We start from the raw sequence: 12,418 nt of genomic DNA, 5'->3' as shown, positions 1-12,418 counted from the left end.
CGCCGGGCCCGCGGGCCCGGCGGCACCGCCATCTCGCCATCCCCTTCAGCCATGCGCCAAGGAGTGAGTCCCCGTGCCCGAGGGGCATACGATCCACCGCCTCGCCCAGGACCTCACCGGCCGCTTCGCCGGGGACCCGGCACGCGTCGGCAGCCCCCAGGGCCGGTTCGCCGAGAGCGCCGCGCTCCTCGACGGCCGGGTGATCGACGGCGCGAGCGCCCACGGGAAGCATCTCTTCGTCGGCTTCGGCGACAGCGGCTGGATCCATGTCCACCTCGGCCTCTTCGGGAAGGTCGCGCTCGGCGACACCCCCGCCCCGCCGCCCACCGACACCGTCCGGCTGCGCCTGCTCAACGACACGTCGTACATGGAGCTGCGCGGCCCCACCGCCTGCGCCCTGATCACCGAACCGGAGAAGCAGGCGATACACGATCGGCTCGGCCCCGACCCGCTGCGCCCGCCGGACGCGCCCGGCAACGACCCCGAGCGCGCCTGGACGCGGATCTCCCGCTCCCGTACCACCGTCGCCGCCCTGCTCATGGACCAGAAGATCATCGCGGGCGTCGGCAACGTCTACCGGGCCGAAGTCCTCTTCCGCCACGGCATCGACCCGTACCGCACCGGCCGTGACCTCACCCGCGCCGAGTGGGACGCGATCTGGGCCGACCTCGTCGCGCTGATGCGCGAGGGCGTGCGCCACAACCGCATCGACACCGTACGGCCCGAGCATCTGCCCGAGGCGATGGGCCGCGCGCCGCGCGTGGACGACCACGGCGGTGAGGTGTACGTCTACCGGCGCGCGACCATGCCGTGCCATCTGTGCGGCAGCGAGATCCGTACGGCGTCACTCGTCGCCCGCAACCTCTTCTGGTGCCCGGGGTGCCAGAAGGGCTGACACCCGGGCTCCACTCGGCGACCGTCTGCACTCGGCGACCGCCTTCACCCGGCGGCCGTCTCCGCTCAGCAGCCGCCTCCACTCGGCGGTCGTCTCCGCTCAGAAGCCGTGCGGCAGCCACGGCGCCACCGGCGAGGTGAAGGCCACCGACGCCTCCGTCAGCGCGCCGGGGCGCAGTTCGCGTACGAGCCCCGCCCGCGCCAGCGCGGCCGGCGAGACGTCGCCCAGATACATCGTGGCCAACTCCCGTACGGAGAGCGACAGATCGGCCGCGTCCGCCGTGCGCTCGCAGGACGCGCCCTTCTCGTCACCGGTCAGCCGCCAACGCCCCTCGTTCCAGGGGCAGAAGGCGTCGTCCACCTCGAACACCAGGTCCACCGGCGCCTGATAGGCGCGCGCCGCGAGCGCCGCGCCCACCTCCACCAGGCGTACGTGCAGCGAGTCCCGCACCGTGAGGTGGGAGCGCCGGACGTCGGACACCAGGAACTGGATCGGGTCGTCCACCGGCAGGCTCGACGCGCTCACCGTCGATGTGAGATCGATCTCGGCGAGGAAGCGCCACAGAGTGGCGTATGTGTCCGGGTCCAGGGCCGCCACCTGATCGACCACGACCGTGCCCTGAGGCAACGCCCCCGAACCCCAGGTGGGCTTGATGCGGTAGAGCACGTACCCCACCGTCTCGGCGTCGTCGCCCTCGCCGCGCCGCGCGAGTACGCACTCGAGCGCGGAGGCGCCCTCGCGTCCCTCCGGCGGGTCGATCAGCAGCTTCCGGTCCCAGCCGGGCCGGCGCTCCAGCATGCCGGGGCGGGTCTCGACCAGGCGCGCGTACACCGACTCGATCGACTCGCGCGCGTCGTCCACCGCGACGTAGCGCAGCCGTACCCCCGCGCCGGTGCCCTCGGCCCCGTCGGTCCCGCCATCGGCCGGCACCCGGACCGAGACGCGCGACGTGTCGATCTCGACGCTCAACTGCCGCGCGCCGACGCCGTATCCGAACCGGCCGTAGATCCCGGGCTCCGACGCGGTCAGCAGCGCGACCGGCTGCCCCCACGAGCGGACGTCGTCCAACTGCCGCCGCATCATGGAGGTGAGGATCCCGCGCCGCCGATGCGTCGCCGCCACGCTCACCATCGTCACGCCCGCCGCGGACACCACACCGCCGCCGGGCACCGTGAGCCCGAAGGTGTAGGCCCCCGCGGTCCCCACGCACTCGTCGCCGTCCCAGACCCCGACGGACCGTTCGCACTCGGTCACGGAGCGCCACACCTCGCGCTCCTCCGTGGAGTTGGTGAGGCCACCGCCGAATGCTCTCTCCAACGTCCCGAACCAGCGGTCCCAGTCGGAGGCTTCGAGTACTCGCAAGTCTGTGGTCATATGCCATCAGTACCAGGACGCGGGTGGTCGAGGCGACCCGGTATCGAACGCAATGTCACAGGGGTCCCCCTGCACGCCGGGCCCGCTGATGGATAAGGTCCAACGACAATGGCCAGTGGCGCGAAAGCGGATTCGTACACGGCCCGGATGCGCAAGTCGCTGCACCGGGCCCGCAACGCCGTGCGCAAATCCGGTGTCGACTACTTCCGGGGCGACGGCTCGGACTGGATCGCACTCGTCGGACTGCTCCTGACCGTCCCCGGAATCGCCTTCGCCACCATGGCGGTCCCGGTCTGGTTCGCGCCGTCCGCGCTGGTCCTGCCGATCGTGGCCGGGGGACTGCTGCTGCGGCCCTCCAGCCTGCTCAGTCTGTACGCGGCCGCCGCCACCGCCCTGATCGTCGAATCGCTCGTCCTCGGCCCGTACGACCAGGGGCCGGCCACGGTCACGCCGGGCACCGTCCTGGTGGTGGCCGCCTGCGGGCTCTTCGGGCTGCTCATCGCCCAGTTCCGGGCCCGCGTCGGTGTTCCGTGGCGGCGCGGCGGCACGATGCTCTTCGACCTGCGCGAACGCATCCGGGTCCAGAGCGCCCTGCCGCACCTGCCGAAGGGCTGGCACCGCGAGATGGCGCTGCGCCCGGCCGGCGGCCAGTCCTTCTCCGGCGACTTCGTCGTCGCGGCCCGCACCAACGGGGGCCGCACGCTCGAAGTCGTCCTCACGGACGTCTCCGGCAAGGGCATGGACGCGGGCTCCCGCGCACTGCTGCTGTCCGGCGCGTTCGGCGGCCTGCTCGGCTCGCTCCCGCCGCACGCCTTCCTGCCGGCCGCCAACGGCTATCTGCTCCGCCAGGACTGGGACGAGGGCTTCGCGACCTCCATCCATCTCGTCCTGGACCTCGAATCGGGCGACTACGAACTGCTGTCGGCCGGCCACCTGCCCGCGCTCCAGCTCCACGCGGGCAGCGGCCGCTGGGAGGAGATGGCGGCCGAGGGCCCGCTCCTCGGCGTCTACGACCGCGCGGAGTTCGACCCGGTGAAGGGCTCACTGCTGCCGGGCGACGTACTGATGCTGTTCACGGACGGCCTGGTCGAGGCGTCGGGCCGCGACCTGAGCGAGGGCATCGACCGCCTCTCGGGGGAGGCGGACCGCTACGTCGCGGCGGGCTTCGAGGGTGCGGCCTGGCACCTGATCGAGGCGGTCGCGAAACACGTGAACGACGACAGGGCGCTACTGCTGATCTGCCGCGAGGGCTGACTCCGCGACCGAGCCGGCCGAGCGAGCCGAGTAGGCGGACCGATTGAGCGGACCGGTCGAGTAGACGGACCGGTCGAGCGGGCCGGTCGACTAGGCGGGCCGGTCGGGGTCGGCGCCCTTGGGTACCGACCCCGTCGACGGTCAGGCGCCCGATGTCTTCGCGAGCGACAGTTCACCGTGCGAGGCGTCACCGCCGGAGGGACCGCCATCGCGTCCGCCGCCCGGCAACACCCGTGCCAGCCAGTGCGACTTGGCCGCCGCCAGCGGGCCGAGGACCGCGAGGATCAGGACGTAGCCCGCGATGAACGGGGCCAGGCGCTCGTCCAGTGCCGCCCCCGCCGCCATCGTCGCGAGGATCAGGGCGAACTCGCCCCGCGCCACCAGCGTCGTGGCGATGTTCGCCGCGGGACCGGACCCGAAGCGGTAGACGCGGCCGGCGACCAGCCCGGCCAGGATGTTCATCGTCAGCGTCACGGCGACGGCGGCCAGCACCGGCCACAGCACCGTCGGCAGGTCGCCCGGGTTGATGGACAGCCCGAAGGCGAAGAAGAAGATGGCGCCGAACGCGTCCCGCAGCGGATGTACGAGCGTGCGGATCCGGTCGCCGGAGGTCGTACTGCCCAGCATCAGACCGACCATGAACGCGCCGATCGCGTCCGCGACACCGAACCACTCGGAGACCCCGGCCATGAAGACCGCGGCGCCCAGGAAGGAGATGACGAGCAACTCGTCGTCCTTCGTGTTGATGAGGCGGCCGATGACCTTCTTGCCGAAGCGGGCGGCGAGCGCCAGCAGCAACAGGAATCCGAACGCCTTCCCGCCGTCGACCAGCGCGGCGGAAAGACTGTCCGCGCCGGACAGGATCGGCTGGAGCGCGGCCAGGTACAGCGCCAGGAAGATGTCCTCGACGACGATGATCCCGAGGATCGGCTTCGTCTCGGGATTCCCGATCCGGCCCAGGTCGACCAGGATCTTCGTGACGATCGCGGACGAGGAGATACCGAGCACACCGGCGAGGACCAGCGCCTCGGACGTGCCCCAGCCCAGCGCGAAACCGAAGCCGAGCCCGGCGCCGACGTTCAGCGCGAGATAGGCGCCGCCGGCGAGGGCCATCTTGCGGCCGCCGGCCTTCAGATCGTCCAGATGGAATTCGAGACCGAGGTAGAAGAGCAGCAGTACGAGGCCGAGTGCCGACAGCATCTCCAGCTCGTGCGGGTCGGAGACGAGCACGATGCCGGGCGTGTGCGGTCCGAGCAGGATTCCGGCCAGGATGAACAGCGGGATCGTCGGCAGCTCGATCCGGCTGCCGAGGCGGGCGAGGAAAGCGGCGGCGAGGAAGGCGCCGCCCATGGCTATGAGCGTGTCTGCGTGTCCGATGGGACCGTTCCTCCATCAAGTCAAAGGCGCGTCAAGGAAGCGTCAGTAATTAGTTTACCAAACGATTTATCCTGCAACTTTTGACCGACCCATGGAGTTGGACGCATGACGTATCTCAGCCTGGCCGAGGTGGAGTTGATCGCCCGCGAGGCCCATGCCGCGCAGACCGACAAGGCGGGCCGGCCGTATGCGGAGCACCTTCAGGCGGTCGCCGACGGCGTCAGGGCGCGAGGCGGCTCGGACGAGCAGATCGCGGCGGCCTGGCTGCACGACTCCGTCGAGGACGACGCGCTCTCCCGCGCGTGGCTCGACGCGGCGGCGTTGCCGGAGGCGGTCAAGGCCATGGTCCTGGCGGTGACGAAGGTGAGGGGCGAGGGCACCGTCACGTACACCCGCCGCATTCTGGCCACACCGGGCGCGCTCCTCGTCAAGGAGTCGGATCTGGCGCACAACGCGGATCCGGGCCGCCTCGCCGTGCTGGACGAGGCGACCCGGATCAGGCTCACCGAGAAATACGCGGAGGTACGACGGCTACTTGGCCTGCCCCGCGCGTGACGCCGGCTCCCGCGCCGGTTCCCGCCGGAAGGCCCACGCCAGCTCCGGCTCCATCGTGAAGCGGAAGAACCGTCGCACCGGCGGTGTGCAGAGCAGCGTCATCGCGACGCCCGCGAGCAGCGTCAGGAACACCCGGCCGGCCGGCTCGGTCAGCCAGGCGTTGGTGTCGAAGATCCCGCTGTAGACGGCGCCCTTGACCAGGAAGCCGTGCAGCAGATAGCCGCAGATCGTGCCCGCGCCGAGCGCCGTGAACCACATCTTGCGGCGCGGCACCCACGCCAGGAACGCCGCCGTCAGCACCACCGAGGTACCGAACAGCGCGAAGGTCATGACGACGCCGATCCACCACGGCGCCCCCTGATCCTGCGCGGCGCTGTTGTGGTAGAACCACGCGTTCTCCATCCGGACGGCCGCCCAGTAAGCGAAGACGAGCGCGCCCGCGAAGACCGGCACGGCCAGCAGCCTGACCTCACGCCGGCGGACCAACTGGAAGTGCTCGGGCTTGAGTACGAGCCCCAGGACGAAGAGCGGCAGGAACTGCAGTACGCGCTGGAGGTTGAGGTCCGCGCCGATGTTCGGCGTGAAGGAGGCGAGCGCGGCGATACCGAGGGCGACCGGCAGGGGATGGCGCAGCGACAGCCAGATCGGGGTGGTCAGCCGCCAGATGAACAACGCGGCCAGGAACCAGGTGAGATACCAGGGGTCGAGCAGACTGATCGGGTGGCCGGGATCGTTCGTGACCCGCTTGAACAGCGAGTACGCCACCTCGAAGACGATGTACGGGACCGCGATACCGGTCAGCAGCCGTCTGATCTGGTGGGGTCTGCCGGTGTAACTCCGGGAGAAGTAGCCGGAGATGATGATGAAGGCCGGCATGTGGAACGAGTAGACGACCATGTAGATCGCCTTCGTCGCCCGGCTGCCCTCCATCACGGGCTCCCAGGCGTGGCCCATGGCCACCAGCACGATGGCCAGGTACTTCGCGTTGTCGAAGAACGCGTCTCGCTTCGTGGACGTCTTGGCCGCGGGGGGCGTCGACTTCGCGGAATCCTGAGGGGTCCGTACAGGGGTTTCAGCCACAGCGGCCGATGCGGTCAGTGCCGTTGGGGGGACGGGATCCAACTCCCGCGTGCGGGGGAGCGGGGCCCTCTCATATCCGTGCGGAGCGGGGGACATCTGATTAAGCCTAGCGCCGCACAATGTGCTGAGTAAAACCTCCGGGGAAAGTGGGGTGTTGGACACCGAAACAGTCGCCCACCAGTAGATATGCCCCTGTTAATCCCCCTTAAATGGGGCATATCCGCAGGGTGTTGCCCCCCATGCGACTGCGAGCGAATTCCGGGGGTAGGTGTCTGAGGTTCACCTCATAATTGGCTGTGAAGGAGCTGTGTATACAGCGAAACGATCACGCGGAATTGACGTCCGCGTTTATCCGCCCACCACGGTCCCAACCGGTCGCCCACCCGGCACGCCCGTCGGCCGATTGGCGCGATCCATACCTCGATGATTGGTCACGGACCCACACCTGAGGGGCGGTTGGTGGCACGATGGAGGCAGCGGGTATGTGCGAGGCCGTGAGCTCCCGCGGCCGGCAAGGCGGACCGACCGAGGGTGTGATCAGTTGTGGCCATTTCACTGTCTGTGGTGCTGCTGTTGGCGATCGTCCTCGTGGTACTGATCCGCGGCGGCTCCCTGAAGGGCGGCCCGGCCGTCGTCGCGGTCCTGTTCGGCTTCTTCCTGGCATCCACGGACATGGCGCCGTCGGTGAACAGGTTCCTGGACTCGATAGCGGAGACGATCAACCAGATCAACTTCTAGCGCGCCGCAACGACTTGACCGGCGTGCCCGCGCTCGGCTTCGCCCCCGGCCGCCCGGCGGCCGAGGAACGAACGGCAGACGGTGGCCGCCAACGACTCAGGGCCAGTCCGGAGGATCACCCTCCGACCTGGCCCTGTGTCATACGGAGCGGGCGACGGGAATCGAACCCGCGTAGCTAGTTTGGAAGACTAGGGCTCTACCATTGAGCTACGCCCGCACGCGCCGCAGGTCACGTGGACCGCGGCACGGGAAACATCGTAGCGGGTCGGTGGCGCCCCACGCACACCACATCCTCGCCGGAATCCTCGCCGGTTAATAGGTCCGGCGCACCGCTCGCGGGCATGTACCCTACGTGTCGCACCGACGGGGTGTGGCGCAGCTTGGTAGCGCGTCCGCTTTGGGAGCGGAAGGTCGTCGGTTCGAATCCGGCCACCCCGACCATCAGTACCCGTGCCTGTTCATGATCGCGTTGTGGGCCTCATCCGGCTTGCGGCTACTATGCAAGCTGCGTGCCCGTGTGTCTGAAGAGACTGTGAAGAACCGGGCCGAATCCGCTGGTCCGCCGGAGTCACGGCGGGCGGCAGAACCCCAGAATCAGCCACCAAGGAGACCGAACCGTGAAGAGCGCCGTGGAGACCCTGAACCCGACCCGGGTTCGGCTCACTGTCGAGGTGCCCTTCGAGGAGCTCAAGGACAGCCTCGACGCGGCGTACAAGAAGATCAACGAGCAGGTCACGGTGAAGGGCTTCCGTAAGGGCAAGATCCCGGCCCGCGTCATCGACCAGCGGTTCGGCCGTGGAGCTGTGCTGGAGGAGGCCGTCAACGACGCCCTTCCGAAGTTCTACACGGAGGCCGTCAACGAGGGTGAGCTCAATGTCCTCGGGCAGCCCGAGGTCGACATCAAGGAGCTGAAGGACGGCGAGCTGCTGTCCTTCACCGCCGAGGTCGACATCCGCCCGGTCATCGAGATCCCGGACTACTCCGGCATCGAGGTCACCGTCGACGCGGTCGACGTGTCCGACGAGGACGTCGACAAGTCCGTCGACGAGCTGCGTGAGCGCTTCGCCTCCACCAACACCGTGGAGCGCGCCGCCGCCGAGGGTGACGTCGTCACGATCGACCTGGAGGCCAAGGTCGACGGCGAGGTCCTGGAGGACGGCGTCGCGAGTGACGTGCAGTACACCATCGGCTCCGGCGAGCTGCTCGAAGGCATCGACGAGGCCGTGACCGGCCTGGAGGCCGGTGGCGAGGCCACCTTCACCTCCCAGCTCAAGGGCGGCACCGCCGAGGGCAAGGACGCCGAGGTCGCCGTCAAGGTCAGCCAGGTCGCCGCCCGCGAGCTGCCCGACCTGGACGACGAGTTCGCGCAGATGGCCAGCGAGTTCGACACCCTCGAAGAGCTGAAGGCGGACAGCCGCAAGCGCCTCGGCAGCATGAAGCAGTACGACCAGGCCACCCAGGCCCAGGAGCGCGTCCTCGACGAGCTGCTGAAGCTGGTCGAGGTCCCGATCCCCGAGAAGCTTCTCGAGGACGAGATCAAGACGCGTAAGCACAACCTGGAGCACCACCAGCTCGGTCAGATGGGCCTCGACCTTCCGAAGTACCTGGAGATCCAGGGCAAGACGGAGGAGGAGTTCGACGAGGAGACCAAGGACCAGGCGGTCAAGGGCATCAAGACCCAGTTCATCCTCGACGAGCTGGTCAACAAGGAGAAACTGAACGTGAACCAGGAGGAGCTCACCGAGCACCTCATGCGTCGCGCGCAGTCCTCCGGCATGTCGCCCGACCAGTTCGCGCAGGCCGTCGTCGAAGGCGGCCAGGTGCCGATGCTCGTCGGCGAGGTCGCCCGCGGCAAGGCGCTCGCCGTGGTCGTGGAGTCCGCCAAGGTGACGGACACCAACGGTGAGGTCGTCGACCTCGAGGACGACGAGACGGACGAGACCGCCGAGACGGTCGACGCCGTCGAGGCCACCTCGGACGAGACCGCCGAGGCCACCGAGACCGCCGAGGCCGACAAGAGCGACGCCCCCGCGGACACGAAGAACGAGGGCTGAGAGACCCCGCTCCACCGGATCTCCGGGCCCCGGACGCGACTCGCGCCCGGGGCCCGCCCCGTTTCCCCACCGGGCCCACGGTCCCTGCGACGACCCAACTACCTTGCGCTGCCAGCGAACAGTCCAGGAAGCGGGATGGCGCCCGCCGACCAGCGCGTTAGGGTCCATGAATACGAGGGCTGGGGTCTCCCCCGTCCCCCGGAACGAAAGACGCTGAGACGGCCGAAGCCGTCAGAGACGAGCAGGTGGATACGTGACGAATCTGATGCCTTACGCCGCCGGTGAGCCGTCCCTCGGTGGTGGCCTCGGCGACCAGGTCTACAGCCGACTGCTCGGTGAGCGGATCATCTTCCTCGGCCAGCAGGTCGACGACGACATCGCCAACAAGATCACCGCGCAGCTCCTTCTCCTCGCGGCCGAGCCCGAGAAGGACATCTACCTCTACATCAACAGCCCCGGTGGTTCCGTCACGGCGGGCATGGCGGTCTACGACACCATGCAGTACATCCCGAACGACGTGGTGACCATCGGTATGGGCATGGCGGCCTCCATGGGCCAGTTCCTGCTGACCGGCGGCACCGCCGGCAAGCGGTTCGCGCTGCCCAACACCGACATCCTCATGCACCAGGGCTCCGCGGGCCTCGGCGGCACCGCCTCCGACATCAAGATCCAGGCCGAGCAGCTTCTCCGTACGAAGAAGCGCATGGCCGAGATCACCGCCCGTCACACGGGTCAGACCGAGGAGACCATCATCCGCGACGGTGACCGCGACCGCTGGTTCACCGCCGAGGAGGCCGTCTCCTACGGCATCATCGACGAGATCATCTCCGCTGCTTCGGGTGTTCCGGGCGGCGGCGGCACCGGCGCCTGAGGGCGAGAGTCACGCCCCGGACCGGCCACGTCAGCCCTTCGAACGCCACCAGGATGGTGAACACCCACATGAACAACTACCCCGGCGCCTCTGCGAGCGGCCTCTACACCGGCCCTCAGGTGGACAACCGCTATGTCATCCCGCGCTTCGTGGAGCGCACCTCGCAGGGCGTACGCGAGTACGACCCGTACGCGAAGCTCTTCGAGGAGCGCGTGATCTTCCTCGGTGTCCAGATCGACGACGCGTCGGCCAACGACGTCATGGCGCAGCTGCTGTGCCTGGAGTCCATGGACCCCGACCGTGACATCTCGATCTACATCAACAGCCCCGGCGGCTCGATGACGGCCCTCACGGCCATCTACGACACGATGCAGTTCGTGAAGCCGGACATCCAGACGGTCTGCATGGGACAGGCCGCCTCCGCGGCGGCGGTCCTGCTCGCGGCCGGCACGGCGGGCAAGCGCCTGGCCCTGCCGAACGCGCGCGTCCTGATCCACCAGCCGTCCAGCCAGACCGGCCGTGAGCAGCTCTCCGACCTGGAGATCGCGGCCAACGAGATCCTGCGCATGCGCGCGCAGCTCGAGGACATGCTGGCCAAGCACTCCACGACGCCGATCGAGAAGGTCCGCGACGACATCGAGCGCGACAAGATCCTGACCGCCGAGGACGCTCTGGCGTACGGTCTGGTCGACCAGATCGTCTCGACCCGTAAGACCACGGCGGCGGCAGCGGCCTGACCCGTCCGGTGCCCTTGGCGCGGCGCGCGTGGTCTCACGTCCACGTGAACCGTGCCAAGGGGGGCCCGAACGGGGGGCCAGGCAAGGTACCGTCGGGTATGAGGCACAGGAGCCGCTGAACCAGGCTGCTCCCAGGCGAAGGGGAAGCACCTCGTGGCACGCATCGGTGATGGCGGCGACCTGCTCAAGTGCTCGTTCTGCGGGAAGAGCCAGAAGCAGGTGAAGAAGCTCATCGCAGGTCCCGGGGTCTATATCTGCGACGAGTGCATCGACCTCTGCAATGAGATCATCGAGGAGGAGCTCGCCGAGACCTCCGAGGTGCGGTGGGAGGAACTGCCCAAGCCGCGGGAGATCTACGAGTTCCTGGAGGGTTACGTCGTCGGGCAGGCGCCCGCGAAGAAGGCCCTCTCGGTGGCGGTGTACAACCACTACAAGCGCGTGCAGGCCGGTGAGAACGGCGGCGGAAGCCGTGACGACGCGATCGAACTCGCCAAGTCCAACATCCTGCTGCTGGGCCCCACGGGCTCCGGCAAGACGCTCCTCGCCCAGACGCTGGCCCGGATGCTGAACGTACCGTTCGCGATCGCGGACGCGACGGCGCTGACGGAGGCCGGCTATGTCGGCGAGGACGTCGAGAACATTCTGCTGAAGCTGATCCAGGCGGCCGACTACGACGTCAAGAAGGCCGAGACCGGGATCATCTACATCGACGAGATCGACAAGGTCGCCCGCAAGAGCGAGAACCCGTCGATCACCCGCGATGTCTCCGGCGAGGGCGTCCAGCAGGCCCTGCTGAAGATCCTGGAGGGCACGACGGCCTCGGTCCCGCCGCAGGGCGGCCGTAAGCACCCGCACCAGGAGTTCATCCAGATCGACACGACGAACGTGCTGTTCATCGTGGGCGGCGCCTTCGCGGGCCTGGAGAAGATCATCGAGTCACGGGCCGGCGCGAAGGGCATCGGCTTCGGCGCGACGATCCGCTCCAAGCGCGAGATCGAGGAGAGCGACCAGTTCCAGGAGGTCATGCCGGAGGACCTGGTGAAGTTCGGGATGATCCCCGAGTTCATCGGCCGCCTGCCGGTCCTGACCTCGGTGCACAACCTGGACCGTGAGGCACTCCTCAAGATCCTGGTCGAGCCGCGCAACGCGCTGGTGAAGCAGTACCAGCGCCTCTTCGAACTCGACGGTGTGGAGCTGGACTTCGACCTCCCGGCGCTGGAGGCCATCGCCGACCAGGCGATCCTGCGCGGCACGGGCGCGCGCGGTCTGCGCGCGATCCTGGAGGAGGTCCTCCAGTCGGTGATGTACGAGGTCCCGTCCCGCAAGGACGTGGCCCGCGTGGTCATCACGGCGGACGTCGTCCGCAACAACGTGAACCCGACGCTGGTCCCGCGCGAGCCGCGGATCGTGAAGAACGACGGCCGCCACGAGAAGTCGGCGTAGCCGAAGGTCTTACGTACGAAGAGGGGCGCCCGGCCGGTTG

11 protein-coding genes and 2 tRNA genes are annotated in these 12,418 nt (G+C 68.7%); 9 read left to right on the top strand and 4 right to left on the bottom strand.

Annotated elements, in window-relative coordinates; genetic code table 11:
- The first annotated feature begins 73 nt into the window (after positions 1-73).
- Positions 74-895, top strand: coding sequence for an Fpg/Nei family DNA glycosylase (locus tag ACFUN8_RS34700; protein ID WP_383646685.1), 822 nt, complete (start codon positions 74-76; stop codon positions 893-895).
- 99 nt (positions 896-994) lie between these two features.
- Here ACFUN8_RS34700 and ACFUN8_RS34695 read toward each other — a convergent pair whose 3' ends face one another.
- Positions 995-2,269, bottom strand: coding sequence for a GNAT family N-acetyltransferase (locus ACFUN8_RS34695; RefSeq protein ID WP_383646683.1), 1,275 nt, complete (start codon positions 2,267-2,269; stop codon positions 995-997).
- 108 nt (positions 2,270-2,377) lie between these two features.
- Here ACFUN8_RS34695 and ACFUN8_RS34690 point away from each other — a divergent pair, with 108 nt between their 5' ends.
- Positions 2,378-3,523 carry a PP2C family protein-serine/threonine phosphatase gene (locus ACFUN8_RS34690; protein ID WP_383646680.1) on the top strand — a complete coding sequence of 382 codons (1,146 nt, stop codon included), beginning with the start codon at positions 2,378-2,380 and terminating at the stop codon, positions 3,521-3,523.
- Positions 3,524-3,664: 141 nt separating this feature from the next.
- On the opposite strand, the gene ACFUN8_RS34685 is transcribed toward ACFUN8_RS34690, so the two are convergent.
- Positions 3,665-4,873 (bottom strand): cation:proton antiporter, encoded by a 1,209-nt coding sequence (locus ACFUN8_RS34685; RefSeq protein ID WP_383646677.1) that lies wholly within the window; start codon positions 4,871-4,873, stop codon positions 3,665-3,667.
- Positions 4,874-5,005: 132 nt separating this feature from the next.
- Here ACFUN8_RS34685 and ACFUN8_RS34680 point away from each other — a divergent pair, with 132 nt between their 5' ends.
- Positions 5,006-5,455 carry an HD domain-containing protein gene (locus ACFUN8_RS34680; protein WP_383646676.1) on the top strand — a complete coding sequence of 150 codons (450 nt, stop codon included), beginning with the start codon at positions 5,006-5,008 and terminating at the stop codon, positions 5,453-5,455.
- Here the strand turns inward: ACFUN8_RS34680 and ACFUN8_RS34675 are convergent.
- Positions 5,432-6,631, bottom strand: coding sequence for an acyltransferase family protein (locus ACFUN8_RS34675; protein ID WP_383646674.1), 1,200 nt, complete (start codon positions 6,629-6,631; stop codon positions 5,432-5,434). The genes ACFUN8_RS34680 and ACFUN8_RS34675 overlap by 24 nt on opposite strands.
- 447 nt (positions 6,632-7,078) lie before the next feature.
- On the opposite strand from ACFUN8_RS34675, the gene ACFUN8_RS34670 reads away from it, so the two are divergent.
- On the top strand, positions 7,079-7,273 hold the full coding sequence (locus ACFUN8_RS34670) for a hypothetical protein (protein WP_354603385.1): 195 nt from the start codon (positions 7,079-7,081) through the stop codon (positions 7,271-7,273).
- Positions 7,274-7,419: 146 nt separating this feature from the next.
- Here the strand turns inward: ACFUN8_RS34670 and ACFUN8_RS34665 are convergent.
- Positions 7,420-7,490, bottom strand: a tRNA-Gly gene (locus ACFUN8_RS34665).
- A gap of 147 nt (positions 7,491-7,637) precedes the next feature.
- On the opposite strand from ACFUN8_RS34665, the gene ACFUN8_RS34660 reads away from it, so the two are divergent.
- The 5 genes from ACFUN8_RS34660 (at position 7,638) to clpX (ending at position 12,378) form a co-directional block, all read left to right on the top strand.
- Positions 7,638-7,714 (top strand) — tRNA-Pro (locus ACFUN8_RS34660).
- Positions 7,715-7,890: 176 nt separating this feature from the next.
- A complete protein-coding gene (gene tig, locus ACFUN8_RS34655) occupies positions 7,891-9,327 on the top strand; it encodes a trigger factor (protein WP_383646670.1) in 1,437 nt (478 codons plus the stop codon).
- Positions 9,328-9,592: 265 nt separating this feature from the next.
- The gene (locus ACFUN8_RS34650; RefSeq protein ID WP_031231653.1) at positions 9,593-10,198 is read left to right on the top strand and encodes an ATP-dependent Clp protease proteolytic subunit; all 606 of its coding nucleotides are present in this window, start codon (positions 9,593-9,595) and stop codon (positions 10,196-10,198) included.
- A gap of 53 nt (positions 10,199-10,251) precedes the next feature.
- Complete coding sequence (locus ACFUN8_RS34645) at positions 10,252-10,935, top strand: ATP-dependent Clp protease proteolytic subunit (protein WP_382572316.1); 684 nt, start codon at positions 10,252-10,254, stop codon at positions 10,933-10,935.
- Between the two features lie 153 nt (positions 10,936-11,088).
- Positions 11,089-12,378 carry an ATP-dependent Clp protease ATP-binding subunit ClpX gene (gene clpX / locus ACFUN8_RS34640; protein WP_383646666.1) on the top strand — a complete coding sequence of 430 codons (1,290 nt, stop codon included), beginning with the start codon at positions 11,089-11,091 and terminating at the stop codon, positions 12,376-12,378.
- Positions 12,379-12,418 lie beyond the last annotated feature (40 nt).

It is taken from the genome of Streptomyces sp. NPDC057307 (assembly GCF_042667665.1).
In the GTDB taxonomy this organism is placed as follows: Bacteria; Actinomycetota; Actinomycetes; order Streptomycetales; family Streptomycetaceae; genus Streptomyces.
Note: the sequence above shows the minus strand (reverse complement) of the source record. Positions and strands in the feature narration are given on the sequence as shown.

Bases quoted from the DNA above. Each gene is read 5' to 3' on its own strand.
- ACFUN8_RS34695 (WP_383646683.1), bottom strand. From the start codon at position 2,269: ATGACCACAGACTTGCGAGTACTCGAAGCCTCCGACTGGGACCGCTGG.
- ACFUN8_RS34690 (WP_383646680.1), top strand. From the start codon at position 2,378: ATGGCCAGTGGCGCGAAAGCGGATTCGTACACGGCCCGGATGCGCAAG.
- ACFUN8_RS34685 (WP_383646677.1), bottom strand. From the start codon at position 4,873: ATGGGCGGCGCCTTCCTCGCCGCCGCTTTCCTCGCCCGCCTCGGCAGC.
- ACFUN8_RS34680 (WP_383646676.1), top strand. From the start codon at position 5,006: ATGACGTATCTCAGCCTGGCCGAGGTGGAGTTGATCGCCCGCGAGGCC.
- ACFUN8_RS34675 (WP_383646674.1), bottom strand. From the start codon at position 6,631: ATGTCCCCCGCTCCGCACGGATATGAGAGGGCCCCGCTCCCCCGCACG.
- ACFUN8_RS34650 (WP_031231653.1), top strand. From the start codon at position 9,593: ATGCCTTACGCCGCCGGTGAGCCGTCCCTCGGTGGTGGCCTCGGCGAC.
- ACFUN8_RS34645 (WP_382572316.1), top strand. From the start codon at position 10,252: ATGGTGAACACCCACATGAACAACTACCCCGGCGCCTCTGCGAGCGGC.